Origin of the sequence: Butyricicoccus pullicaecorum DSM 23266, assembly GCF_900167005.1 — a bacterium.
GTDB classification, from domain to species: Bacteria; Bacillota; Clostridia; order Oscillospirales; family Butyricicoccaceae; genus Butyricicoccus; species Butyricicoccus pullicaecorum.
In genome coordinates this window covers 1-23,890 of record NZ_FUXW01000023.1, presented here as the reverse complement: position 1 = coordinate 23,890, position 23,890 = coordinate 1, and the positions used below count along the sequence as shown (strand labels likewise).

Sequence of the window (23,890 nt, the reverse complement as noted above, 5' to 3'; positions counted from 1 at the left end):
CTTACTTTCTTTTTCAAAAGAAAGTAAGTGGTGCCTCCGGGCGGAATCGAACCACCGACACGGGGATTTTCAGTCCCCTGCTCTACCGACTGAGCTACAGAGGCATCTAAACTTTTCTTCCCTTTTTCTCTGAGAGAAAAAGTTGGCGACCCGGATGGGGCTCGAACCCACGACCTCTAGCGTGACAGGCTAGCGCTCTAACCAACTGAGCTACCGGGCCAAGTGCTTGTTTATTATAAGCGAATTTTCCGCCCGTGTCAACAACTTTTTTCAAATTTTTTTGTTTTCGTCTTTTGGGGCACCCCGGTGGTTGACGCGTAAACTATAATGCGTTTGCGTCTCTTTCCTATCTTTTGTTTTTTACGGACATACAAAGAGGACGCCGGGCAGCGTCCTCTTTGCGTTCAGGGATAAGATAAAAGGGGGATCAAAAAGAGATTCAAAAAGGGGGATTTCAAAAAGATTGAGATTTGGGAAAAGATTTCATTTGGGAGGTTAGAAAAGAGAGGTTTTTATGTTAGGCCTGCTCGGAGAAGGAGTCCTTGCCTACGCCGCAGAGCGGGCAAACAAAGTCGTCCGGCAGAGCTTCCCACTTGGTGCCTGCTGCGATGCCGTTGTCCGGATCGCCGGTAGCTTCGTCGTAAATATAACCGCAGATATCACATACGTACTTCTTCATCTCATTGTTCTCCTTTAAATTTTTCTATTTTTGAAATGTATTTACACGGAATAAGAAAGGTTATAAACTGTGTTTTTCAGTTTTGAGTGTTCCCTTTCTGTACCTTTACTATACACCGAGCGTGCCGATTTTGCAAGCTTTTTTTGCCTAAAAATGTATACCGTCTTAGTAATATTTGCGCGTTATTTTTTGGTTATATTGTCTAATTGATAGGGATTCCTAACAAAACCGCCTCTTTTTGTCACTTTATACACAGGATTTTATGGGTTTTTGGGGGTGGATGGGGTTGGTTAAAGAAAAAAGACCGTCCCAAAGGACGGTCTTTTGCGGGATGTCTGTTTTGGTTGCTTCCCGGGGCGGACGCCGGGAAGCAAAAGGAGTATTTCGGACTCTGCGGAGTCCGACTCAGGGCTCTGCCCTGAGAACCCGCAGCCTTTTGAAAAAGGCTGGCGAAAGCTTCATTTCGCCCACGGGGCGGGATTCCCTTTAATCGTCGAAGATGCCGGTGCTCAGATAGCGTTCACCGGTATCAGGCAGCATGGCCACGATGGTTTTTCCCTCAAATTCCGGCTGTTTTGCCAGTTCCAGTGCAGCGCTGACGGCTGCGCCGGACGAGATACCGACCAGAATACCCTCGGTGCGGGCGATTTCGCGTGCGATGGCGTTTGCGTCAGCGGTCTGGACGGTCTTGACCTGATCGTAGACCGTGCGGTCAAGTGCTTCCGGGACAAAGTTTGCGCCAATACCCTGAATACCATGCGGGCCGGCCTTACCGGTCGACAGCAGGGGCGAGTCAGCGGGTTCAACTGCGACGACCTGCACGCCCGGGTTCTGCTCCTTGAGGTAGCGGCCAACGCCGGTGATCGTACCGCCCGTGCCGATACCTGCGACGAAGGCATCGACGTTACCGTCGGTATCGCGCCAGATTTCCGGGCCGGTGGACTTATAATGTGCGGCGGGGTTTGCGGGATTGACGAACTGACCGGCGATGATGCTGCCGGGGATTTCACGATTGAGCTCATTGGCCTTATCGACCGCGCCCTGCATGCCCAGTTTGCCCGGAGTCAGGACGATTTCTGCGCCGTAAGCGGCAATTAAGCGGCGGCGCTCGAGGGACATGGTCTCAGGCATGACCAGAATGACGTGATAGCCACGGGGAGCGGCGACCGATGCCAGGCCGATGCCGGTATTACCCGAAGTCGGCTCGATGATGGTCGCGCCGGGTTTGAGCTTGCCCGAGCGCTCTGCGTCCTCAATCATGGACAGCGCCGCGCGGTCTTTGGCCGAACCAGCCGGGTTCATGCACTCGAGCTTAGCCAGAATACGCGCTTTTGCGCCGTGTGCCTGTGCGATGCGGTCGAATGCGACCAGCGGCGTGCCGCCGATGAGATCGGTGACACGATCAAAAATCTTTGCCATAACGGTGAGACCTCCTTCAAAAATTCAGGCGTTCAGTGCCTGGTTCAAATCTTCCAGAATGTCGTCGATGTGCTCGATGCCGATGGACAGGCGCACCGTACCCTGTGTGATACCAGCGGCGGCGAGTTCCTCGTCATTGAGCTGGGCATGGGTGGTCGATGCCGGGTGGATGACCAGCGACTTGGCATCCGCGACGTTTGCCAGCAGCGAGAACACTTCCAAATGATCGATAAACTGCTTGGCCGCTTCCCTGCCGCCCTTGAGTTCGGCGGTGAAGATCGAGCCGCCGCCCTGCGGGAAATACTGCTGATAGAGTGCGTGAGTCGGGCTGTCCGGGAGCGAGGGATGGTTGACGTGCGCGATTGCCGGGTGATTGTTCAGGAATTCGACGACGCGCAGCGCGTTCTGCACATGGCGCTCGACGCGCAGCGACAGGGTTTCCAGCCCCTGCAGGAGCAGGAATGCGTCGAAGGGCGACAGGACAGCGCCGGTGTCGCGTAGCAGAACGGCACGAATGCGGGTGCAGAAAGCAGCCGCGCCGCACGCATCGGCAAACGACAGGCCGTGATAGCTCGGGTCGGGGTCGGCCAGCAGCGGGAACTTGCCCGAAGCGCGCCAGTCGAACTTGCCGCCCTCGACGATCACGCCGCCGAGCGAGGTACCGTGACCGCCAAGGAACTTGGTGGCCGAGTGGACGACGATGTCCGCGCCGTGCTCGATGGGACGGATCAGATAAGGCGTGCCGAAGGTGTTGTCGACCACGAGCGGAATGCCGTGGCGGTGTGCGATGTCGGCAACTGCGCGGATGTCGGTCACGTCGCTGTTGGGATTGCCCAGCGTCTCGACGAAAATCGCCTTGGTGTTATCCTGAATGGCGTCCTCAAACGACTCGGTCAGCGGGTCGACAAAGGTCGCCGTCACGCCGAACTGCGGCAGCGTGTGCGCGAGTAAGTTGTAAGACCCACCGTAGATTGTGCGCTGCGCGACGATGTGGCCGCCGTTCTGCGCCAGATTTTGCAGCGCGTAGGTGATTGCGGCTGCGCCCGAGGCCAGCGCCAGCGCTGCCGTGCCGCCCTCGAGGGCTGCAATGCGCGCTTCCAGCGCCGAGACCGTCGGATTGGTCAAACGCGAATAGATATTGCCTGCATCTTTAAGTGCAAAGCGATCGACCGCCTGATCGAACGAGTCGAACACGTAGGCCGCGGTCTGGTAGATCGGTACGGCGCGTGCACCGGTGCTCGGGTCGGGCGTTTCCTGTCCGGCGTGCAGCTGCAGGGTCTCAAAACGGTAAGTCTGATTGGATTTCATTGTATTTTCTCCTTTTTTGGTCGGCTGTGGGTGGATAAACGAACGGATGGCTGGTTCTTCCAGCGCTCACATTCGTCCACAGCGCCAGCCGGCGCGCAGGAGAAGCGGGAAAATAAATTGCATGCGCGAGCCTCCTCAAAATCGGGGGTTCTGTTAGCTTCTTTGGTTTTGTATTGTAGCACGCAAAAGTCTTTCTGTCAATGACCGGTCTGATAAAAAAAGATGCGGATTTCCCGCATCTTTTTGCTTCTGTGTCAAATTATAACCTTTTATCGGTTGTATGCGAAGGTCACGGGACGCACCGAACCGGTCAGACGGTCACAGGTGTAGCCCGCCTTACTCAGTTCACTGAGCAGATTTGCACACGCCGCCGCCGTGCTGGTCTTGTTCGCACCGTCGTGCAGCAGGACGACGGGCGTCGAGGACGACTTCTTGCTCAGACCGCTCAGAACCGCCTGCGTAATCTGGGTGATCGTGCGCGAAGCGCTGGTGTCATCCCCTGCCGAGACGCTCCAATCGTAGTAGATAAAGCCGCGGCGCAGCATTTCTGCAATCAGCTGCTCATAGTTTGCCTGATTGTACGGGCTGACCGAGCCGCCCGGGAAACGGAATACGGCCGGATAAACACCGCAAGCGTCGTAAACCGCCTGATAAGCCTGGTGGAAGTCCTCCAGAAAGGCCTCGGGCGAGGCGTAAATGGCGTTATAGTCATTGGAATAGCCGCGAATGCCGATTGTATGGCCTTCATCCACAATGCGCTTGACGATCGCCTCATTTCCCGCGATGTTTTTGCCCACGACAAAGAAGGTCGCCTTCTGTCCGGCATTTTTCAGCGCGTCAAGGATGGTAGCGGTGTTCTGCGACGGGCCGCCGTCAAAGGTCAGATAGACGGTATTGGCCGGTGCAACCGCCGGAGTCGGCTTGGGATCGACCTTCATCTCGGGATAGAGCGTCTGGTAGTCCATGGGCTCAATGCTGTCGACAATGGATGGGTCGGGCAGCGCCGCCTGATAGCGGTCAACCGTCGCCTGTAAGGTCTTGTTCTGGCTTTCCAGCTCGGCAATGTAGGCACTCGAACGGAAGGCACGGTAAACCGTGACTGCACAGTAGCCAATCACACCGATGAGCAGAATGATGAGAATAAAACGAAAAACCGCGCTGACACTCACCCGTCGACGGCGATAGCGCGAGGAATAACCGGAATATCTTCTGCGACGCAGCATAAGTTTCCTCCTGTGATGCATTTTCTAACTTATTATACAACAGAAAAGAGTAGATTCCAAGTAGCAATCAGCACCGCAGCCCTAAATGAAGCTTTCGCTCAAGCCTTTCTCGAAAGGCTTGCGGAGTCTTGAGGCAGAGCCTCAAGTCGCCGTCCGCAGACGGCGAAATCCCCTTTTGATTTTCCCGATCTCCCGCGAGGGAAAATCAACCTAAATATACAAAAAAGAAAACCGTTCCCAATGGAACGGTTTTCATGAGCGGCTTTCAGCCGCAAGAGCGTCTTGCCGCCTGCGGGCGGCGCTTTTTACGAGAATTTATTGATTCCCGGGGCGGACACCGGGAATCAAAAGGGGTATTTCGGACTCTGCGGAGTCCGACTCAGGGCTCTGCCCTGAGAACCCGCAAACCTTTGAAAAGGTTTGATCCAAACTTCAATATTTGGTGCGGTGGTTTTCCAAAAAAAGACCGCTCCCAATCAAGGGAGCGGTCTCAAAAACCTTAAGTCTTTTAACTTACTTCAGGTTGAACCAAGCAGCGCGGCCCGGATAGGTTGCGATATCGCCCAGCTCTTCCTCGATGCGGAGCAGCTGATTGTACTTCGCAACGCGGTCGGTACGAGACGGAGCACCGGTCTTGATCTGACCAGCGTTCAGTGCAACAGCGATGTCAGCGATGGTGGTGTCGTCGGTCTCGCCGGAACGGTGAGATACAACAGCGGTGTAGCCAGCACGGTTAGCCATCTGGATAGCGTCCAGAGTCTCGGTCAGAGAACCGATCTGGTTAACCTTGATCAGGATGGAGTTAGCAACACCCAGATCGATGCCCTTCTTCAGGCGGGTGGTGTTGGTTACGAACAGGTCGTCGCCAACCAGCTGGATCTTGTCGCCCAGAGCCTTGGTCAGCATTGCCCAGCCTTCCCAATCCTCTTCAGCCATGCCGTCCTCGAGGGAGATGATCGGGTACTTGTCAGCGAAGGTCTTCCACATCTTAACCAGCTGCTGCTGAGTCATCTTCTTACCAGACTTCGGCTGGATGTAGCACTTCTCTTCGTCGTTCCACCACTCGGAGGAAGCAGCGTCGATCGCGATCATGAAGTCCTCGCCCGGCTTGTAGCCAGCTTCTTCGATCGCCTGAACGATAACCTTCAGAGCGTCCTCGTCCTTCTTCAGGTTCGGAGCGTAGCCACCCTCGTCGCCAACACCAGCAGCCGGGGTGCCGTTCTCCTTCAGGGTCTTCTTCAGGGTGTGGAAGACCTCAGCGCAGCGGCGCAGAGCCTCGCGGAAGGAAGGAGCGGAAACAGGCATGATCATGAATTCCTGAATCTCAACGTTGTTGGTCGCATGAGCGCCGCCGTTGAGGATGTTCATCATCGGAACGGGCAGAGCCTTAGCATTGCAGCCGCCGATGTAGTTGTACAGCGGCAGGCCCAGAGCCTCAGCTGCAGCCTTTGCAACTGCCAGAGATACGCCCAGGATAGCGTTAGCGCCCAGACGGGTCTTGTTGGGGGTGCCGTCCAGATCGATCATAGCCTTGTCGATCGCCTGCTGATCCAGAGCGTTCATGCCGATGATCTCCTCAGCGATCTCGCCGTTAACAGCGTCAACAGCCTTCAGAACGCCCTTGCCCATGTAGCGATCCTTGTCGCCATCACGCAGCTCGCAAGCCTCGAAGATACCGGTGGATGCGCCGGACGGAACAGCTGCACGGCCCATGAATGCGCCGGTATCAGCCTCAACGTAAACCTCAACCTCAACGGTGGGGTTGCCGCGCGAGTCCAGGATCTCGCGGCCTACTACGTCCATAATTTCGATGTAACCCTTCATAATTCGTACATCTCCTTTTCTAGATTTGATATATATGGTGGATAAAGAAAAGCTAATTAAAAATGCCCTTACTTAACGAGGAGCGAGTGACCGGTCATCTCGTCCGGCTGTGCCAGACCCAGCAGGTCGAGCATGGTCGGAGCCAGGTCTGCCAGAACGCCGCCCTCAGCCAGCGCCTTGACGTCGTCGCGGCCAACCAGAGCCAGCGGAACCGGGTTGGTGGAGTGTGCGGTAAACGGAGACTTGCCGTCTGCCTCGAGCATCTGGTCAGCGTTGCCGTGGTCAGCGGTGATCAGTGCGCAGCCGCCGTGAGCCTTGAGGGCTTCCAGAACGCGGCCAACACAGGTATCAACTGCCTCAACAGCCTTGACTGCTGCCGGAATTACGCCGGTGTGACCAACCATATCGCAGTTTGCGAAGTTCAGGATGATGACATCGTACTTGTCCGACTCGATGCGCTTTACAACCTCATCGGTTACCTCGAACGCAGACATCTCAGGCTTGAGATCGTAGGTTGCGACAGAGGGAGACTTGATGAGCGCACGCTCTTCGTTCTTGTACTCGCGCTCAACACCGCCGTTGAAGAAGAACGTAACGTGTGCGTACTTCTCGGTCTCAGCGATACGCAGCTGGGTCAGACCCTTTTCTGCGATGTACTCGCCGAAGGTGTTCTCGAGCGACTGGGGCTTGAATGCGACCTCTACGTTCGGCATGGTCGCGTCATACTGGGTCATGCATACGAACTTGATCGGCAGGTTGCCGTTCTCGCGTGCAAAACCGTCGAACGCCGGATCAACCAGTGCGCGGGTGATCTCGCGAGCACGGTCGGGGCGGAAGTTTGCAAAGATTACTGCGTCATCCTTCTGGATGGTCGCGCCCTCGGTGACAACGAACGGCTCGATGAACTCATCGGTCACGCCCTTGTCATAGGATGCCTGGATCGCCTTGACAGCATCCGGGCAGAATTCGCCCTGGCCGTAAACCATAGCAGCGTAAGCGCGCTCGAGGCGCTCCCAGCGCTTGTCACGATCCATTGCGTAGTAACGGCCGGATACGGTTGCGATGCAGCCGATGCCCAGCTCGCCCATCTTATCCTGCACCTTCTGGACATAGCCAGCACCCGAGGTCGGTGCGGTGTCGCGGCCGTCCATGAAGCAATGCACGCAGACCTTGGTCAGGCCACCCCGCTTTGCCAGGTCGAGCAGGGCGCAGATGTGATCAATATGCGAGTGTACGCCGCCGTCCGACATGAGGCCGAAGATATGCAGAGTAGAATTAAACCACTTGCACTGATCCACAGCATGCAGGAATGCTTCGTTCTCGAAGAACGCGCCGTCCTGGATTGCCTTGGTAATGCGGGTCAGTTCCTGGTAGACGATGCGGCCAGCGCCGATGTTGGTGTGGCCAACCTCCGAGTTACCCATCTGACCGTCGGGCAGACCGACATCCATGCCGGACGCACCGATCAGGGTGTGGGGATGTGCGGAGAATACCTCGCCCAGCACCGGCTTCTTTGCCATTGCGATGGCGTTGCCCTCGGTCTCCTTGCGATAGCCGAAGCCGTCGAGGATGATGAGTGCCAGCGGATGCTTCTTGAACGTCTTGGTCTTTGCCGCCGCTGCGGTGGTCTTCGCGGTGGTCTTAGTCGTGGTCTTCGCGGTGGTTTTTGCCGCGGTCGTCGCAGCCGGTGCAGCAACCGGTGCAGCCTTCTTCGCCGCGGTCGTCTTGCTTGTTCTCTTGGTTGCCATTTCTTTTTACTCCTTCACGCCGTGAGAAAGGGACAACAGATGCCCGTTGTCCCCCTCCACAAATGTGCACGGGGAAAACACCCGCACGCAGAAATTACTGATTTGCAGCTTCAACGATGGCAGCGAAGTCAGCAGACTTCAGGGACGCGCCGCCGATCAGGCCGCCGTCAACGTCGGGCTGTGCCAGCAGCTCTGCCGCGTTCTTCGCGTTCATAGAGCCGCCGTACTGAATGGTGATTGCACGAGCTGCGCGTGCGCCGTACAGCTCACGCAGGCAGTCGCGGATCTTAGCGCAGACCTCGCCAGCCTGCTCAGAGGTAGCGGTCTTGCCGGTGCCGATTGCCCAGATGGGCTCGTAAGCGATGACGACCTTCTTGATGTCCTCAGCCGCAACACCCTGCAGGGCAATCTTGACCTGCTTGCGGATGACTTCCATGGTAACGTCCTGCTCACGCTCTGCCAGAGACTCGCCAACGCACAGGATCGGGCGCAGACCGTTCTCGATTGCAGCCTTTACCTTCTTGTTGCAGTTCTCGTCGGTCTCGTTGAAGTACTGACGGCGCTCGGAATGGCCGACGATCACGTACTTAACGCCCAGCTCCTTGAGCATATCTGCCGAGATCTCGCCGGTGAATGCGCCGGACTTCTCGAAGTGCATGTTCTCAGCGCCGATTGCGATCTTGGAGCCCTTTGCAGCCTTAACAGCAGCCTGGATGTCGGTGAACGGTACGCACAGTACCATCTCGCACCACTTGGTCTTGCTCAGCAGCGGCTTCATCTCCTCGATCAGAGCCTTCGCCTCGCTCGGCGTCTTGTTCATCTTCCAGTTACCGGCGATGATCGTCTTGCGATATCTGCGATTCATTGTTCAAATACCCCTTTCAACACCCGCACGATGGTAATTTTTGCTTGTGTGCGGATGGATTACAATTTAAGCTTAGGATTTATATGTAAAACACGGGGCGGCGGAAAAGCACCGCCCCGGGATTACCGAAAAGAAATTACTTGTCTTCCAGGCAAGCGATACCCGGCAGAACCAGACCCTCGAGGAACTCCAGGGAAGCGCCGCCGCCGGTGGAGATGTGGCTCATCTTGTCTGCAAAGCCCAGCTTCTCAACTGCTGCAGCCGAGTCGCCGCCGCCGATGATGGAAACAGCACCCGACTCTGCGATTGCCTTCGCCATAGCCTTGGTGCCGACTGCGAATGCGTCGAACTCGAATACGCCCATGGGTCCGTTCCAAACAACGGTGCCAGCGTCCTTAACAGCCTCGGAGAACAGCTCTACGGTCTTGGGGCCGATGTCCAGACCCATCATGTCAGCCGGCAGAGCGCCTGCTTCGTAGACAACCGGGGTAGCGTCTGCTGCGAAGTGGTCTGCGCAAACGGTGTCGATGGGCAGCAGCAGCTTAACGCCCTTTGCCTCAGCCTTTGCCATCAGATCCTTAGCCAGATCCAGCTTGTCGTCCTCGCACAGCGAGGTGCCGATCTCCTTGCCCATAGCCTTCATGAAGGTGTAGGACATACCGCCGCCGATGATGATGGTGTCGCACTTCTCGATCAGGTTGTTGATAACGCCGATCTTATCGGAAACCTTCGCGCCGCCCAGAATTGCAACGAACGGACGAACCGGGTTTGCCAGAGCCTTGCCCATGATGGAGATTTCCTTGTTGATCAGGAAACCGCAAACTGCGGGCAGGTAGTCAGCAATACCAGCGGTGGAAGCATGTGCACGGTGTGCAGTGCCGAATGCATCGTTGACGTAGATCTCAGCCATGGAAGCCAGTTCCTTCGCGAAAGCGGGATCGTTCTTCTCCTCTTCCTTGTGGAAACGAACGTTCTCGAGCAGCATAGCCTCGCCGCACTTGAGCTCGGAAGCCAGCTTCTTCGCGTCCTCACCAATGACGTCCTTCGCCAGCTTTACTTCCTTGCCGAGCAGCTCGGACAGGCGCTCTGCAACCGGTGCCAGAGAGTACTTCATCTTGAACTCACCCTTCGGGCGGCCCAGGTGCGAGCACAGAATAACAGCAGCGTTATGCTCGAGCAGATACTTGATGGTCGGCAGTGCAGCGACGATACGCTTGTCGTCGGTGATGCGGCCGGTCTCGTCCTGCGGGACATTGAAATCGCAGCGAACGATAACCTTCTTGCCGGAAACGTCAATATCCTCTACGCTCTTCTTGTTGTAATCCATAAATAGCATCTCCTTTATATCAGATGAAAATTATAGACGGATGAACGGAAAATACCGGGGATTCCTGGCCAAAAGCACCGCCTTTTCCAGGTTCCCACCACTAAGACAAAATTATACTTGGTTTTTTATCAGGTTTCAATAGAAAATCTGAAAAATCTGTGTTTTTTTCAATATTTTCACGCCCTGACGCGGCCAGAACCGTAAATTTACCTCAATCGTGCAAGGATTTCCCCAACATTACCCGCTTTTTGGAAGTTACGAAACCGGACGCTGCTCGCCGTGGTAGGCTACGGCGAAGGCCTGCGGGCCGGTATTTGTTGTAACCGAAATGCCAATCGGGGTGCGATGGACGGCTGCAAAGTGCAGATCCTCCAGCAGCGCCCGCTCGATCTGGTCGAGCTTTTCGGGCGCAATTTTGCCGTAAAGCAGGATTGCGGTCTGCTTTTCGGGCTGGACGACGCGCTTTGCTACGTGGGACAGTACCTTGGGAATCAGGTTCTTTTCGCCGCGTGCCTTGTCGATGACGTCAACCTTGCCCGCGCACACCAGACTGACCGGCTTGAGGCCCAGCGCCTCGCCCATAAATGCCGCACCTCCCGAGATACGACCGGACTTTTTGAGGTGTTTGAGCGTGTATACACCCAAAATGGCCTCGCTGCGTGCCAGACGGGAACGCGCAATGCGCACAATGTCGTCAAACGCATCGCCTGCGTCACGCATACGGCACATGTCCACGACCACGCGGCCATAAATATACGTATAGCTCTCGGAATCGATCAGCTCGATGCGCATGTCCTCGCCGTACTTTTCATAAAACATCGCGCGTGCAATGCCGCACGACTGATAACCGCCCGAACCGGCTGCGTTGATCATCACACCAACCACATGGGTGCATCCGGCTGCACGGGCACGCTCATAGCACTCCATCGCCAGCGCCGGGGTGACCTGCGCGGTGGTCGGGATCTCGTCAGACGATTCGAGCAGATCCCAGTACTTCTCCGGGGTCATGTCGTAGTATTCCCGGAACGAGTGTCCGGCATGTGTAATGCGCTCGGGTACGATATCGATTCCATATCGCTCGACTTCCTCACGCGGAATGTCGCCCGCCGAGTCGCAGAAAATATAAATCTTTTCCATCGGATTCCTCTCCTTTCTGTTCGTCAGAGTGCCGGGCCCATCTCGCCCGGGAACCGTCCTGCCTGCTCGAGTCCGGCAAAACCGGTCTGGCGCAGCGCCTCGAAGACGGTCACGGCAACCGAGTTGGACAGGTTCATGCTGCGTGCACCCTCACGCATGGGAATGCGAATGCAGCGCTCGGGGTGCCGGGTCAGCATTTCCTCGGGCAGCCCGCGCGTCTCCTTGCCGAACAGGAAATAATCGCCGTCCTCAAAGGAAATGTCGGTATATGCATGCTTTGCCTTGGTGGTCAGGTAGAAATACCGTCCATTCGGGTTCTTTTCAAAAAATTCTTCTACATTCTTGTAGCGCCGAATGTCCAGAAAATGCCAGTAATCCAGACCGGCGCGCTTGAGCTGCTTGTCATCAATGGAAAAACCGAGCGGCTCGACCAGATGCAGAACGGCTCCAGTTACCGCACACGTGCGCGCAATGTTGCCGGTATTCTGCGGGATCTCAGGCTCGACCAATACAATATGAAACATAAAACGCCTCTCTACTCTTATTACTTTCCCTATTTTATGTGAAAAATAAGATTTTTTCAAGCGGTTTTGGGATTTTTCCGCGAATTGCAGGCCAAAAATCATTCTGTATCGCACTTATTCCCGCCCCGTGGGCGAATTGGAGCTTTCGCCAGCCTTTCTCGAAAGGCTGCGGGTTCTCAGGGCAGAGCCCTGAGTCGCCATCCGCAGATGGCGAAACCTCCTCTTGATTCCGGTCAAAGACCGGAATCAACCAAAATGAAAAAGAAAAGCGCGTCCCGCCGGACGCGCAATCTCTGGAAAGACCGTCTGATCAGACGGTCTTTCCTTTTTGTTTGTTTTCATTGATTCCCGGGGCGGACACCGGGAATCAAAGGGGGAATTCCGGACTCTGCGGAGTCCGGCTCAGGGCTCTGCCCTGAGAACCCGCAAGCCTTTCGAGAAAGGCTTGAGCGAAAGCTTCATTAGGGGTGCGGTGCTATTCCTTACCCTTTCGCAAAAAACGCTCTGGTCTGGCGGACATTCTCCTCAATCGCCGCGTGCAATTCCTCCACCGAATCAAAGGCTTTTTCCGGTCTCAGGAACTGATGCAGCTCAACATGAATGAGTTTGCCGTACAGATCGCCCGAAAAATCCAGCAGATGCGGTTCGATGGTCGGTGCGCCGCCGTCCACGAACGTCGGTTTGACGCCGATATTGGTCGCGGCGAGATACACTTGATCGTCCACACGCACGCGGGTGGCGTACACGCCATAGGGCGGCAGCGCCATCTCGGGCGGCAGGGGCAGATTGACGGTCGGCACGCCGTAGGTGCGGCCTACCTTTCTGCCGTGTGCGACCACGCCGGTGATGGTATAGGGATGACCCAAAAACTTGGTCACGCGCTCCATGTCACCGAGCGAAATGAGCTGACGGATGTACGTAGACGACACGACGATGCCGTCGATCTTGACGTCCGGGATGCAGTCGTAGCCGATGCCGGCCTTCTTGCACTCTTCCGCCATGCCCTCCGGGGTGCCCTTGCCCATATAGCCGAAGCGATTATTATGTCCGGAGATAATATACTGCGCGCCGAAGCGTCCGATGAGCAATTCGTGGATGAAATCGCGCCAATCCATGGTGCGCAGCTCCTCGAAATGTCCAAAAATGACCTCATCTACCCCGCCGAGCAGTTTGATCTCGTCCTGACGGTATGCGCCTGCGGTCAGGAGCGGAACCTGACGGCCGGTCATGACCGACGACGGATGTTTGTCGAAGGTGAACACCGCAGATGTGCCGCCGATCTCCCGGGCACGCTGGACGGCGCGTTCCATGAGGGCGCGGTGGCCCATGTGTACGCCGTCGAAGTAGCCCAGCGCGATGGCACGCGGTGGTCTGTGCTGTTTCATCTGGAACCTCCAGCGGGGAGGACTCTCCCCTGTTTATCGAAAATTCTTGTGGACAAAGAGGCCGTTTCCGCCCTTGTCCAGGGTATCCACCCGGCCGAGCATGAGGAACTTGCCGTCCGCGTACACGCGGCACAGGGTACCCGGTGCAAACTGCGCGAGGCCGTCGGTCTGGCGCTCGAACACGGTCGCACCGCGTGCGGCGCGGTCGTGTCCCTCGGCGCTGAGTGTGACCGCCGGGTAGTCTACGAACAGGCTGTCGGTCGGTCGGAACAGGCTTTCCAGCGTGCCGTCGTCGCGCGCCCGCTCGATCTGCTCGAACGTCACCGCTTCGGACAAGTCGTACACGCCCGCGCGGGTGCGGGTCAGTGCGTGCATGGCCGCGTGGGTGCCCAGTTTTTCGCCCAGATCGTGCACGATGGTGCGCACGTAAGTGCCCTTAGAGCAGGTCACGCGGAATGCACCCTTTTGGCTGTCCGGGTCGAAATTTAAAAGCGCAATGTCCAAAATGGTGATGTCACGCGCCGGTCGCTCGACCTCTTTTCCCTTGCGGGCAAGGTCGTAGAGCTTCTGGCCGTCGATCTTGATGGCCGAGTACATGGGCGGCACCTGCTTCTGTGCACCCAAAAAGGTGTTCAGTGCTGCGCGTACCTCGTCCTCGGTCACGCGCTGTTCCGACTGTGCGGTGACCGTTCCGGTCGTGTCCTGCGTATCGGTGGAAAAGCCCAGTGTGAACCCGGCCTCGTAGGTCTTGTCCTGCGCGGCGGCGTAGTCGGCAGCCTTGGTCGCGCCGCCGACAAAGATGGGCAGCACGCCGGTCGCCATCGGGTCGAGCGTGCCGCCGTGACCGATCTTACGCGTTCTGAGAATGCCGCGCAGCTTGGCCACCACGTCATGCGAGGTGAAATCCTGCGGTTTATGGAAAATCAGGATGCCGTTCAGTTCCATTCAGGCCAGCTCACTTTCCGCGTACACCTGACGGGCTGCGTCGACAATCTGGTCACGCGCCGCATCCGGGCCGCAGGACAGGCTTGCGCCGCCCGCTCTGAGGTGTCCGCCGCCGCCGCACTTGGCGCAGATGGCCGATGCGTCCACTTCCTTGGTGGTGCGCACCGAGATCTTGCTCGTGCCGTCGGTGTTCTCGGTGATAGTGATGCCCACCTGTACGCCTTCAATCTGGCGGGTCAGCGAGGCGATGGAGTCCAAGTCGTCCATATCCGCGCCCGTGCGGTTGATATCTGCACGGCGGATGATGACCAGCGCGATCTTGCCGTCCATCAAAAACTCCATGGTATCGAAAATGATGCGTTCCATCTGGAAGCGCGGCCAGCTCTTGACCTCGAACAGACGGCGGTTGATCTCGCCCCCGTCCACGCCCGCTTCCAGGCAGCGCGCTGCGATGCGCAGGGTGTCGGGTGTGGTGTTGGAGTAGCGGAAGCAGCCGGTGTCGGTGGACAGTGCGATATACAGGCACTCGGCAATGTCCGCGGTCAGCGTAACGCCCATCTCATCCAGCACGTCGGCGATCAGCTCGGCGCACGCGCCGGCGGTCTCGCGCACAACGCGCACAGGTGCTGCCATGGCGTTCGAGCGATGATGATCCAGCACCACGTCCAGACGGTCGCGGTAAGGTTCTGCGTTGTCGGTCAGCAGACCGTAATCGGCAATGTCGGTCGTGACCACGCAATCGGGCACAAAATCTGCCGGTGCGTAGCACGGCGCGATCAGCCCTTCGTAGCGTCGGGTCAGCTCGACGTTTTCCAGAATATAAGCGGTCTTGCCCAGCTGGCGCAGGCCGCGGCACAGCGCACCCGCACAGCCGGTGGTGTCACCGTCCGGGCGGCGGTGGGTCAGAATCAGGATGTTGTCGGCAGCCAGCAGAGCGCGGGCTGCCTCAGAGGCCGTACCGGTCATTCCTCTTCCCCGCTTTCCGGTGCGCCCATCTTGCCCTCACGTGCGAGCTGGTGGATGACGTCGTTGATGTGTGCGCCGCTCTCGATCGAGTGGTCGAGCGTGAACACCAGCTCGGGTGCGTAGCGCAGCTGGACAGCGTGTCCGACCTCGCGGCGCAGCCAGCCGGCAGCAGACTTGAGACCCTTCATGACTTCCTTGGCCTGGTCGTCTGCGCCCAGAACCGAGATATAGGCCTTGGCATAGCGCAGGTCATTGGTGACCTCACAGTGGGTCACGGACACGAATGCGCCGGACACACGGGGGTCTTTGACCTGTCGGATGGCTTCGGCCAATGCGCGGCCGTACAGTTCGGAAATGCGGTCGATGCGATTGTTCGCCATAAGTCTCCCTCCTTCGGAGCAAATGAAAACAAGGGACGGGCAGTGCGCCCGCCCCTTGTGGCTGATCGGTGTAACAGGACTAGGATGCCCCAATCCCGACAAAATTACTGCTTGATTTCCTCCATCACGAAGGCCTCGAATACGTCGCCTTCCTTGATGTCGTTGAAGTTCTCGAAGCCGCAGCCGCACTCGTAACCGGATGCAACTTCCTTGACGTCGTCCTTGAAGCGCTTGAGCGAAGACAGAACGCCCTCATGGATAACGATACCGTCACGGACGATACGAACCTGTGCTGCGCGCTGGATCTTGCCGTCCTGAACGTAGCAGCCTGCGATGGTGCCGACACCGGATACGCGGAAGGTGGTGCGCACCTCTGCGTGACCCAGAACAGCCTCGCGGAACTTGGGCGCGAGCATACCCTTCATCGCCTGCTCCATCTCCTCGATGCAGTCGTAGATGATGCGGTACATGCGCATGTCAACGCCCTGTGCGGCAGCCGAATCGGTCGCAACGCGGTCGGGACGGACGTTAAAGCCAACGATGATGGCACCCGAAGCGGCAGCCAGCATAACGTCGGACTCGTTGATCGCACCAACTGCACCGTGGATGACGCGCACGCGTACTTCCTCGTTGGACAGCTTTTCAAGCGATGCGCGCAGTGCCTCGACCGAACCCTGTACGTCGGCCTTGACGATGATGGACAGTTCCTTCATCTCGCCTTCCTGAATGGAAGCGAACAGGTTATCGAGCGTTACCTTGTGGAACTGCTTATTGCGCTCGTCCTTCTCCTTCTGCTTACGCTGCTCGACCAGCTCACGCGCCATGCGCTCGTCGTCAACTGCGTAGAAGATATCACCAGCGCCCGGAACTTCGCCCAGACCGATGATCTCAACCGGAACAGACGGGCCGGCAGACTGAATCTTCTTGCCGTCGTCGTCGGTCATCGCACGGACACGGCCAACTGCCGTACCGGCAACGACAACGTCACCCGCATGCAGGGTACCGTTCTGTACGAGCACGGTCGCAACCGGGCCGCGGCCCTTGTCGAGCTTTGCTTCGATGACCGTACCCTTTGCCTGACGGTCGGGGTTTGCCTTGAGGTCGGAAACCTCGGCGGTCAGCAGAACCATCTCGAGCAGGTTCTCGATGCCCTGGCCAAACTTTGCCGAGATGTTGCAGACGATGGTATCGCCGCCCCACTCCTCGGGCACCAGCTCGTACTCGGTCAGCTGCTGGAGCACGCGGTCGGGGTTTGCGCCTTCCTTATCGATCTTGTTGACGGCAACAATGATCGGTACATTTGCTGCCTTTGCATGGTTGATCGCCTCGATGGTCTGCGGCATGATGCCGTCGTCGGCTGCGACAACCAGAATTGCGATATCGGTAACCTGTGCGCCGCGGGCACGCATGGATGTGAACGCCGCGTGGCCCGGGGTGTCCAGGAAGGTGATGGGCTTGCCGTCTACCTGTACACGGTATGCACCGATGTGCTGGGTAATACCGCCGGCCTCGCCCTCGGTGACCTTGGTCTTACGGATGGCGTCGAGCAGAGAGGTCTTACCGTGGTCAACGTGACCCATAACGACGACGACCGGATCGCGGGGCTTGAGGTCTTCGTCCTTGTCCTCGTGCTCGTCGAACAGACGCTCCTCGATGGTGACATGGACTTCCTTCTCGACCTTTGCACCCATCTCCTCGGCAACCAGTGCCGCGGTGTCAAAGTCGATGGTCTCGGAGACCGAAGCCATAACGCCCAGCTTCATCAGTTCCTTGATGACGTCCGCTGCGGTGCGCTTCATGCGCTGCGCGAACTCGCCGACGTTGATCTCGTCCGGAATGGAGACCTTGAGCTGTACCTTCTTGGCAGCGGCCTGCTGCTGCTGACGCTGCAGGCGGCGCATCTTCTCCTGCTCCTCCTGACGGCGCTTGCCCGATACCTGCTGCTTGGCACGCTGGTCGGACTTCTTGGTCAGCTTCTGCTTCTTCTGGCTGGACGAGGACATACGCTCTGCCTTCTCGGAAACCAGAGAATCAATGCGCTCGTCGTACTTGTCGAGGTTGACGTCGCCGCCGGTACGGGTATCGATGCGGTGTACCTGCTTAACGCGGCTGTGCTGCTGCGGCTGTGCCTGCTGCTGTGGCTGCTGCTGGGACGACTGCTTGTTGTCCTTTGCCGGCTGCTGTGCCTGCTGCTTGCTCGCCTCCTGCTTGTGTGCAGCTGCCTGCTGGCGCGACTCTGCCAGCTTCTTGCTGCGCGCCTGCTGCTGGCGCTCGAGTACGCCCTCGAGGTCGGCAACCTGATTGTCACGGGTCATAACCTCAAAAATCAGGCTCAGCTCGTTATCCTCCAGAACCTGCATGTGGTTCTTGGGCGCCTTGGCGTACTTCGCCAGAATATCGGTCACTTCTTTGTTGCCCACGCCAAAGTCCTTTGCGACTTCGTGGACGCGGTATTTATTTTCTAATGCCATTGGCGTTCACCTCCAGAAAGATTTTCACCTGGCCGCGCTCACACGCGGCGCGTGGTTTTGGAAGGCCGCCGAATCCCGTTCGGAACACGGCGGAATATGCAAACGCGGATTATCCGCGGGATTTTTTATCCTTTTTGATGCCCTTGCGGCTGTCAATGCGCGTCTTTTTCTGAGCGACGCGGGCGGCAGCCAGTCGGTTCTCCTCCGAGCTGTCCGCGAACTTCTTTGCCGCAGCCTGTGCCATGCCGATATCCTGCATGGCGCACACAGCGCAGTCCGGGAAACCGACCGCGCGGCCGAGCTCGGCCTTTGCGCAGGGCAGACGGAAGACCGGTACGCGGGCATCGTGCCGCATGACCTTGCGGCGGGTGGCCTCGCCCACGTCCTCAGCCAGGAAGATGGCACGGGCACGGCCCTCTGCGACCAGCTCTGCCGTCAGCGCTTCACCGACTGCCAGCTTGCCCGCACGGCGTGCCAGACCGATCAGGCCCAAAAGCGGCTCAATCTGCATGTCCGGCCTCCTCCATGCGCTTTTCCAGCGCATCATACACCTCTGCCGGAATATCGCAGCCGAAGGCACGCTCCAGTGCGCGCGCCTTGCGGGCTTTCTTCAGGCATTCGGGATTTTGACACAGATAGGCGCCGCGACCCGGGGCTTTTCCCCTGAAATCCAGCGTGATTTCGCCCTCAGGCGAGCGCACGGCGCGAATCAGGGCACGCTTTTCGTACATGGTGCGGCAGCCCAGGCATTGCCGCATCGGAATCTTCTTGTGCTGCATCACGGCTGTCCTCCCAGACAAACTTAGGCCTGCGATGCCGGCGCGATGTCGATCTTGCAGCCGGTCAGCTTAGCAGCCAGACGTGCGTTCTGGCCTTCCTTACCGATCGCCAGAGACAGCTGATCGTCGGGCACGATGACGCGGCAAGCCTTGGTCTCGGGCTGCATGGTAGCAGAGATAACATCTGCCGGAGCCAGTGCTGCCGATACGAATGCTGCGGTGTCCTCGCTCCACTTGATAATATCAATCTTCTCGCCGCCCAGCTCGTCAACGATGTTGCCGACACGTGCGCCACGGGTACCGACGCATGCACCGATCGGGTCGACGTTCGGATCGTTCGAGGTAACTGCGATCTTGGTGCGGCTGCCTGCCTCACGCGCGATGGACTTGACCTCTACGATGCCGTCGTGAATCTCGGGTACTTCCAGCTCGAACAGACGCTTGACCAGACCCGGATGGGTACGGGAGATCAGGATCTGCGGGCCGCGAGTGCCCTTGCGCACCTCGATGACGTAAACCTTGATACGGTCGCCTTCCTTGAACTGCTCGGTGCGTACCTGCTCGGACAGCGGCAGCATTGCCTCGGTCTTTTCACCCTGCGAGATCATTTCCAGCATGTAGCCGCCGCGCGGGTCGATACGGGAAACGGTTGCGGTCAGAATTTCGTGCTCCTTGGACTCGAACTCGGACAGTACCATGCCGCGCTCTGCCTCACGGATGCCCTGGATGATGACCTGCTTTGCGGTCTGGGCTGCGATGCGGCCAAAGGACTTGGTCGGGATGTCGATGTCGATGACGTCGCCCAGAACTGCGCCAGCCTTGTACTCGCGTGCTTCCTCGACGGTCATCTCTTCGTAGGGCTCGTAAACATCGTCTACAACGGTCTTGCGGACGAACATGCGGATGTCCTTGCCCTGACGGTCGGGTACGACGTATACATTATCGGTCATACCGTCGTTTTCACGCTTATATGCGGTGATGAGTGCCTGACCGACGCGGTCGAGCATGTAGTCAACCGGAATGCCCTTCTCCTTTTCCAGCTGCTCGAGGGCGGCAAAAAATTCCTTATTGATCATTGTGGTTGTGATTCACTCCTTATATCTTAGCGGGTGCCCCGTTCGGAACACATTCTTTCTCTGTTAAAACTGCACGGTCAGGCGAACGGATGCAACGTCCGCAGCCTCGTATACAACGGTCTGGCCGCCAACCTCGACGGTCACGTTGCCGTTATCATAACCCATCAGCTTGCCCTCGACGATCTTCGCACCGTCGATTGCACGGTAGAACTTGACCTCAACGGTCTCGCCGATGTACTTTGCGAAGTGCTCGGGCTTCTTCAGGCGGCGTTCCAAGCCTGCCGAGGACACGCACAGCGTATAAGGCGGCAGAGAATCAAAGTCCTTCGCGTCCAGCATGGGATCGATCGCACGCGAAATCTGCTCGCAGTGGTCGATGTCCACACCGCCGTCGCGGTCGATCGTGATGGTCAGCATGTACTGGCCACCCTCTTTTTCAAATTCCACGTCCCAAAGCGTTACGCCTGCCTGCTCGCACAGCGGCAGCGCCATTTCCTCCACGCGGCGGATCAGTTCCTTGGTCTGCATACCTACCTCCTCAAAAATGGTCATAAGCAATAAGAAAGAGTGGGTTGCCCCACTCTCCGAAAAACTTACATACTACTTTTGTTAGTATACCATCTTTTTTTGCCCGATGCAAGCCGTCTGGAAAATTTTTTGCAGCGGTTCCTGTCTTTTTTGCGCACATTCTGCCGGTCAGAGCGGCACCTTTCCGTATTTCGGGCTGTCGCCGAAACGATTTGCGCCGTCACTGTCCATCAGCAGCAGAACAGAGACCGCAATGCCGCCCAGAGGAATCAGACTCAGCAGCAGCCACCAGCCGCGCTTGTCAATGTCATGCATGCGGCGTACCGCCATAGACAGCATGGGAATGGCTGCCAAAACGGTGAAAATCACATCGGCATAGGGGAAAAATGCGCCCAGAAGCAGACTGATGGCAATCGTAATCAGGAACGCTTCCCAGTACGTCGCTCTCCGCGTCCGACCGGAAAAGTCAAACGCACGCGCCCACATCTCAATAAATGCACCAAAAGCATTGGTTTCCATATAACGTCTCTCCTTTCCCGCCCTCAGGCGAAATAAAGCTTTCGCTCAAGCCTTTCTCGAAAGGCTTGCGGGTTCTCAGGGCAGCGCCCTGAGCCGTGTCCCGCAGGACACGGAATCCCCTTTTGATTTTCGCCTTGCGAAAATCAACCAAAACATCGTTCTTCTCTTACGCCCTAAGCGCCTTCAATCTCCATAGCCGCCATCTGCTCCCGGCTCACGCCGTTCTTCTTCCCGTAGCTGACCCAGTACCGCGTCGATGCCCGTACGAACATCCCGCGCGTCAGCGGCATGCTCACATGCAGCACCCGTGCCTTGCCCTGCACGATCGCTGCCGCAAGCTGCCCGAGCTTGCGCTTCACCAGCCCACAAAACGGCGTGTCTAAAATGGCCTCACCGCTCGCAATCTTGAGCACCGACCCAAACCGATACCCATTCTGCCGGCAGAACAGCTCGACCATGCGCACAGCGATATCGTTCTGGTGATGCTCGAAAAATCCGCAGTTAATCAGCACTGAAATGACCGGTTTGCGCTCCAGCGGACAGGTTTCCAGCGTCTTGAGGAACTCAAGCAGCGTTACCGGCAAACCGTCGGCGTACAGCGGAAAGACCAGCAGCACGTCGGACACTTTGTTCATCTTCTCGCACAGCTCGGCGTGATTGGTTCGGGTAATGTTCTGGTACTCGCACTGTGCCTTGCAGCGGTTCATAAACAGCGCGGCGTAGCGCTTGGAGTTGGAGCGCGGCGCACGCGGGCTGCCGTTCAAAATCAGGATGCCTGCCATGCCCGTACCTCCTGCGCTGCGGCTTGTTCTACCTCGTCCTCGGTCACAAACCGGATTTCATAGGACAAAAAGTTCATGTTCTTGGCATTTCTCGCAACCAGTGCACGGAAAATTTCGCGCTCTTCGTCCGATGTCGTGCCGTATGCAAGAATGGTCGCGCGTTTGGGTTCGACCGCACGCTGGACATGGTGCGTCTCGCCATCCAGCACGCGGATGAACGCCTGCTGCACCGGAATGGCACGCTCGAGCATGGTTTTCATGGGGCTGTCATAGCCGCCGTACTTGACCCTGCTTACATATAGGACGCGTTCGCTTTTGGCGATGACCGGGTAAATCCTCACCGCGTCGTCACGGATCACGCACCGCCCCGGCGTCTTTGTCCAGCAGCCAAAGCAGCCGACACAGTGCGCAATCCGGCAGCTGGACAGGTCGAAATATCGGGTGTCCGCGTCCAGGCTGTCCGAAAGCGGCAGCGGGCGGTCGCTCAATACAAGTTTCATATTTTACTTCTCCATACAGGGACAGACGGAAAAGATATCCCATACTGTCGGGGTTTCTATCAGTCCCTCCTATTCTATCACGTCCGATTTGCGGCGTAAATCCTGAATTTTAACGGACTGCCCTGAGCATGCTCAGACGATATTGAGCAGTCCCATCCACAGGAAAATAATGATAGCGATGGCCGAAATCACGCGTCCGATAACCTGCCAGAAACGGTAATATTCGCTCGGCTCGCAGTCGCCGTCGACATACCGTCGGTAGCGCAGCTCAAAAAACAAGTCGGGATAGCGGATATCCAGGAACAGAGGAATTCCGAACAGTGCAGCAAAGAATAAAAACATCGGTTCTCCGCGACGGTCGTAGGAGTCTTCCAGACACATCACGGTCCAGCTATACTGCGTACCATATTTTGGGAAGTATTCCTCGGGATCGGACTCTTCTCCTGTGCTGATGTGGATATCCATTCCATCTATGATGTCTTCTTCGTTATTGATGACCAGATAATAATTGCGTTCCAGATTCATCACCGTGCCCTCAAGAACCTGTTCACCGTTCTCATAGAACTCGGCAGCGGGGATTCCATCCAGCTCGGTCTTGACGACTTCATATTGTCGGCTTTGGCCGTTCACCGAAAAGTCGATCTGTGCACCGTTTTGGGTTGGGGTGATGTGCAATACATAGTGTATGCCGTCCTTTTTCCCCTGAAAACTGCCGTCTCTCTGTTTGACCAGAAAGGCATCCTGATACCAGATACCGGTCTGGAACATGAAATAGAGATAGAGCGGGATAAGGACAGCGGCGAGTGCGACAATGGCGATGATGCACTGCTTTTTGTAGGTCTTCCAGATGCGGGTCAACATAAGGACACCCCCAGTTTATTCGGAAAAATCTCTCTGTTTCCCTCATTGTAGCACAGATCATGGCAGATACAAGAGGGAGATTATGATTACAGATTTTCTTTTCCGTTTAAGTACAGCACCAGCGAAACGACGAAAACGATGAGGACGAGCAGCAATGCGAGCAAGCTGGTCGGATAGGTCAGGTAGCTCCATGCGCTGGTTTCCCATTCTCCGGTGATTTTGTCGAGTGATTGGAGGATTTTGAGTGAAAATATCTCCAGTGAGAGTATCAAAGCGCTGACAATCATGCCGATCTGGCCGATTTGCTTTCGATTCATGGAGGACATTCCCCTTTCATAAGGACGAAATTTTGATGATTTTTTATTATTGTAGCACAGGCGGGTATGGGTGGCAAGGTGGGATTTTGCGGGATGAAAAAAGCCCCAATCCGGCAGGTTGGGGCTTATGAGCGGCTTTCAGCCGCGGGGGGAATTTCGCGCTCTGCGGAGCGCGAGTGTTTTTATGTTTGGGTTGAAACCCGGGTCGCACACCGGGTTTCAAGAGGGGAATTCCGGACTCTGCGGAGTCCGGCTCAGGGCTCTGCCCTGAGAACCCGCAGCCTTTGAAAAGGCTGGCGAAACTTTCAGTTAGGGGTGCGGTGGTTT

At 57.1% G+C, this 23,890-nt stretch carries 24 protein-coding genes and 2 tRNA genes; all 26 read right to left on the bottom strand.

Annotation, left to right across the window (positions count from 1 at the left end; translation table 11 throughout):
- Nucleotides 1-28: 28 nt before the first annotated feature.
- A tRNA-Phe gene (locus tag B5D52_RS15355) sits at nucleotides 29-104 on the bottom strand.
- Nucleotides 105-143: 39 nt separating this feature from the next.
- A tRNA-Asp gene (locus B5D52_RS15350) sits at nucleotides 144-220 on the bottom strand.
- A gap of 297 nt (nucleotides 221-517) precedes the next feature.
- Complete coding sequence (rd, locus tag B5D52_RS15345; protein WP_016148739.1) at nucleotides 518-679, bottom strand: rubredoxin; 162 nt, start codon at nucleotides 677-679, stop codon at nucleotides 518-520.
- A gap of 486 nt (nucleotides 680-1,165) precedes the next feature.
- The gene (gene cysK, locus B5D52_RS15340) at nucleotides 1,166-2,098 is read right to left on the bottom strand and encodes a cysteine synthase A (protein ID WP_016148740.1); all 933 of its coding nucleotides are present in this window, start codon (nucleotides 2,096-2,098) and stop codon (nucleotides 1,166-1,168) included.
- 24 nt (nucleotides 2,099-2,122) lie between these two features.
- A complete protein-coding gene (locus tag B5D52_RS15335) occupies nucleotides 2,123-3,406 on the bottom strand; it encodes an O-acetylhomoserine aminocarboxypropyltransferase/cysteine synthase family protein (protein ID WP_016148741.1) in 1,284 nt (427 codons plus the stop codon).
- A gap of 269 nt (nucleotides 3,407-3,675) precedes the next feature.
- Nucleotides 3,676-4,629: a polysaccharide deacetylase family protein gene (locus B5D52_RS15330; protein WP_016148742.1), complete on the bottom strand. Its 954-nt coding sequence runs from the start codon at nucleotides 4,627-4,629 to the stop codon at nucleotides 3,676-3,678.
- Between the two features lie 513 nt (nucleotides 4,630-5,142).
- On the bottom strand, nucleotides 5,143-6,432 hold the full coding sequence (gene eno / locus B5D52_RS15325) for a phosphopyruvate hydratase (protein ID WP_461949960.1): 1,290 nt from the start codon (nucleotides 6,430-6,432) through the stop codon (nucleotides 5,143-5,145).
- An 89-nt stretch (nucleotides 6,433-6,521) separates the two neighbouring features.
- Nucleotides 6,522-8,201: a 2,3-bisphosphoglycerate-independent phosphoglycerate mutase gene (gene gpmI / locus B5D52_RS15320; protein WP_016148744.1), complete on the bottom strand. Its 1,680-nt coding sequence runs from the start codon at nucleotides 8,199-8,201 to the stop codon at nucleotides 6,522-6,524.
- A gap of 94 nt (nucleotides 8,202-8,295) precedes the next feature.
- Entirely contained in the window at nucleotides 8,296-9,066 is a 771-nt protein-coding gene (tpiA, locus tag B5D52_RS15315) for a triose-phosphate isomerase (RefSeq protein ID WP_016148745.1), read from the bottom strand.
- Nucleotides 9,067-9,202: 136 nt separating this feature from the next.
- A complete protein-coding gene (locus tag B5D52_RS15310; RefSeq protein WP_016148746.1) occupies nucleotides 9,203-10,393 on the bottom strand; it encodes a phosphoglycerate kinase in 1,191 nt (396 codons plus the stop codon).
- Between the two features lie 255 nt (nucleotides 10,394-10,648).
- Nucleotides 10,649-11,530 (bottom strand): DegV family protein, encoded by an 882-nt coding sequence (locus B5D52_RS15305; protein ID WP_016148747.1) that lies wholly within the window; start codon nucleotides 11,528-11,530, stop codon nucleotides 10,649-10,651.
- A 23-nt stretch (nucleotides 11,531-11,553) separates the two neighbouring features.
- Nucleotides 11,554-12,054: a tRNA (uridine(34)/cytosine(34)/5-carboxymethylaminomethyluridine(34)-2'-O)-methyltransferase TrmL gene (gene trmL / locus B5D52_RS15300; RefSeq protein WP_016148748.1), complete on the bottom strand. Its 501-nt coding sequence runs from the start codon at nucleotides 12,052-12,054 to the stop codon at nucleotides 11,554-11,556.
- Between the two features lie 482 nt (nucleotides 12,055-12,536).
- Nucleotides 12,537-13,439: a riboflavin biosynthesis protein RibF gene (ribF, locus tag B5D52_RS15295; protein ID WP_016148749.1), complete on the bottom strand. Its 903-nt coding sequence runs from the start codon at nucleotides 13,437-13,439 to the stop codon at nucleotides 12,537-12,539.
- 33 nt (nucleotides 13,440-13,472) lie between these two features.
- Complete coding sequence (truB, locus tag B5D52_RS15290) at nucleotides 13,473-14,384, bottom strand: tRNA pseudouridine(55) synthase TruB (protein ID WP_016148750.1); 912 nt, start codon at nucleotides 14,382-14,384, stop codon at nucleotides 13,473-13,475.
- Nucleotides 14,385-15,350 (bottom strand): DHH family phosphoesterase, encoded by a 966-nt coding sequence (locus tag B5D52_RS15285; RefSeq protein ID WP_016148751.1) that lies wholly within the window; start codon nucleotides 15,348-15,350, stop codon nucleotides 14,385-14,387.
- On the bottom strand, nucleotides 15,347-15,730 hold the full coding sequence (rbfA, locus tag B5D52_RS15280) for a 30S ribosome-binding factor RbfA (protein WP_016148752.1): 384 nt from the start codon (nucleotides 15,728-15,730) through the stop codon (nucleotides 15,347-15,349). Before rbfA ends, B5D52_RS15285 begins: the two co-directional genes overlap by 4 nt.
- Before the next feature lie 104 nt (nucleotides 15,731-15,834).
- Complete coding sequence (gene infB, locus B5D52_RS15275) at nucleotides 15,835-18,201, bottom strand: translation initiation factor IF-2 (RefSeq protein ID WP_016148753.1); 2,367 nt, start codon at nucleotides 18,199-18,201, stop codon at nucleotides 15,835-15,837.
- A gap of 109 nt (nucleotides 18,202-18,310) precedes the next feature.
- Nucleotides 18,311-18,712, bottom strand: a complete 402-nt coding sequence (locus B5D52_RS15270) for a L7Ae/L30e/S12e/Gadd45 family ribosomal protein (RefSeq protein ID WP_016148754.1) — start codon at nucleotides 18,710-18,712, stop codon at nucleotides 18,311-18,313.
- Nucleotides 18,702-18,980 carry an RNase P modulator RnpM gene (gene rnpM, locus B5D52_RS15265; RefSeq protein ID WP_016148755.1) on the bottom strand — a complete coding sequence of 93 codons (279 nt, stop codon included), beginning with the start codon at nucleotides 18,978-18,980 and terminating at the stop codon, nucleotides 18,702-18,704. The genes B5D52_RS15270 and rnpM overlap by 11 nt, the downstream gene beginning before the upstream one ends.
- Before the next feature lie 23 nt (nucleotides 18,981-19,003).
- Nucleotides 19,004-20,056, bottom strand: a complete 1,053-nt coding sequence (gene nusA / locus B5D52_RS15260) for a transcription termination factor NusA (RefSeq protein ID WP_016148756.1) — start codon at nucleotides 20,054-20,056, stop codon at nucleotides 19,004-19,006.
- Nucleotides 20,057-20,119: 63 nt separating this feature from the next.
- On the bottom strand, nucleotides 20,120-20,584 hold the full coding sequence (locus B5D52_RS15255) for a ribosome maturation factor RimP (protein WP_016148757.1): 465 nt from the start codon (nucleotides 20,582-20,584) through the stop codon (nucleotides 20,120-20,122).
- Nucleotides 20,585-20,752: 168 nt separating this feature from the next.
- The gene (locus tag B5D52_RS15250; protein WP_016148758.1) at nucleotides 20,753-21,103 is read right to left on the bottom strand and encodes a DUF805 domain-containing protein; all 351 of its coding nucleotides are present in this window, start codon (nucleotides 21,101-21,103) and stop codon (nucleotides 20,753-20,755) included.
- A gap of 173 nt (nucleotides 21,104-21,276) precedes the next feature.
- Nucleotides 21,277-21,885, bottom strand: coding sequence for a hypothetical protein (locus B5D52_RS15245; protein WP_016148759.1), 609 nt, complete (start codon nucleotides 21,883-21,885; stop codon nucleotides 21,277-21,279).
- The gene (locus B5D52_RS15240) at nucleotides 21,870-22,385 is read right to left on the bottom strand and encodes a flavodoxin family protein (RefSeq protein ID WP_016148760.1); all 516 of its coding nucleotides are present in this window, start codon (nucleotides 22,383-22,385) and stop codon (nucleotides 21,870-21,872) included. Before B5D52_RS15240 ends, B5D52_RS15245 begins: the two co-directional genes overlap by 16 nt.
- Nucleotides 22,386-22,517: 132 nt before the next feature.
- A complete protein-coding gene (locus B5D52_RS15235; protein WP_016148761.1) occupies nucleotides 22,518-23,246 on the bottom strand; it encodes a hypothetical protein in 729 nt (242 codons plus the stop codon).
- 86 nt (nucleotides 23,247-23,332) lie between these two features.
- Entirely contained in the window at nucleotides 23,333-23,563 is a 231-nt protein-coding gene (locus B5D52_RS15230; protein ID WP_016148762.1) for a hypothetical protein, read from the bottom strand.
- Nucleotides 23,564-23,890: the final 327 nt, after the last annotated feature.

Bases quoted from the DNA above. Each gene is read 5' to 3' on its own strand.
- cysK (WP_016148740.1), bottom strand. From the start codon at position 2,098: ATGGCAAAGATTTTTGATCGTGTCACCGATCTCATCGGCGGCACGCCG.
- B5D52_RS15255 (WP_016148757.1), bottom strand. From the start codon at position 20,584: ATGCAGACCAAGGAACTGATCCGCCGCGTGGAGGAAATGGCGCTGCCG.
- B5D52_RS15230 (WP_016148762.1), bottom strand. From the start codon at position 23,563: ATGAATCGAAAGCAAATCGGCCAGATCGGCATGATTGTCAGCGCTTTG.
- tpiA (WP_016148745.1), bottom strand. From the start codon at position 9,066: ATGAATCGCAGATATCGCAAGACGATCATCGCCGGTAACTGGAAGATG.
- B5D52_RS15250 (WP_016148758.1), bottom strand. From the start codon at position 21,103: ATGGAAACCAATGCTTTTGGTGCATTTATTGAGATGTGGGCGCGTGCG.
- truB (WP_016148750.1), bottom strand. From the start codon at position 14,384: ATGGAACTGAACGGCATCCTGATTTTCCATAAACCGCAGGATTTCACC.
- B5D52_RS15240 (WP_016148760.1), bottom strand. From the start codon at position 22,385: ATGAAACTTGTATTGAGCGACCGCCCGCTGCCGCTTTCGGACAGCCTG.
- eno (WP_461949960.1), bottom strand. From the start codon at position 6,432: ATGGACGTAGTAGGCCGCGAGATCCTGGACTCGCGCGGCAACCCCACC.
- infB (WP_016148753.1), bottom strand. From the start codon at position 18,201: ATGGCATTAGAAAATAAATACCGCGTCCACGAAGTCGCAAAGGACTTT.
- B5D52_RS15270 (WP_016148754.1), bottom strand. From the start codon at position 18,712: ATGCAGATTGAGCCGCTTTTGGGCCTGATCGGTCTGGCACGCCGTGCG.
- B5D52_RS15335 (WP_016148741.1), bottom strand. From the start codon at position 3,406: ATGAAATCCAATCAGACTTACCGTTTTGAGACCCTGCAGCTGCACGCC.
- trmL (WP_016148748.1), bottom strand. From the start codon at position 12,054: ATGTTTCATATTGTATTGGTCGAGCCTGAGATCCCGCAGAATACCGGC.
- B5D52_RS15310 (WP_016148746.1), bottom strand. From the start codon at position 10,393: ATGGATTACAACAAGAAGAGCGTAGAGGATATTGACGTTTCCGGCAAG.
- B5D52_RS15285 (WP_016148751.1), bottom strand. From the start codon at position 15,350: ATGACCGGTACGGCCTCTGAGGCAGCCCGCGCTCTGCTGGCTGCCGAC.
- B5D52_RS15330 (WP_016148742.1), bottom strand. From the start codon at position 4,629: ATGCTGCGTCGCAGAAGATATTCCGGTTATTCCTCGCGCTATCGCCGT.
- B5D52_RS15305 (WP_016148747.1), bottom strand. From the start codon at position 11,530: ATGGAAAAGATTTATATTTTCTGCGACTCGGCGGGCGACATTCCGCGT.
- ribF (WP_016148749.1), bottom strand. From the start codon at position 13,439: ATGAAACAGCACAGACCACCGCGTGCCATCGCGCTGGGCTACTTCGAC.
- gpmI (WP_016148744.1), bottom strand. From the start codon at position 8,201: ATGGCAACCAAGAGAACAAGCAAGACGACCGCGGCGAAGAAGGCTGCA.
- nusA (WP_016148756.1), bottom strand. From the start codon at position 20,056: ATGATCAATAAGGAATTTTTTGCCGCCCTCGAGCAGCTGGAAAAGGAG.
- B5D52_RS15235 (WP_016148761.1), bottom strand. From the start codon at position 23,246: ATGTTGACCCGCATCTGGAAGACCTACAAAAAGCAGTGCATCATCGCC.
- B5D52_RS15245 (WP_016148759.1), bottom strand. From the start codon at position 21,885: ATGGCAGGCATCCTGATTTTGAACGGCAGCCCGCGTGCGCCGCGCTCC.
- rd (WP_016148739.1), bottom strand. From the start codon at position 679: ATGAAGAAGTACGTATGTGATATCTGCGGTTATATTTACGACGAAGCT.
- rbfA (WP_016148752.1), bottom strand. From the start codon at position 15,730: ATGGCGAACAATCGCATCGACCGCATTTCCGAACTGTACGGCCGCGCA.
- rnpM (WP_016148755.1), bottom strand. From the start codon at position 18,980: ATGCAGCACAAGAAGATTCCGATGCGGCAATGCCTGGGCTGCCGCACC.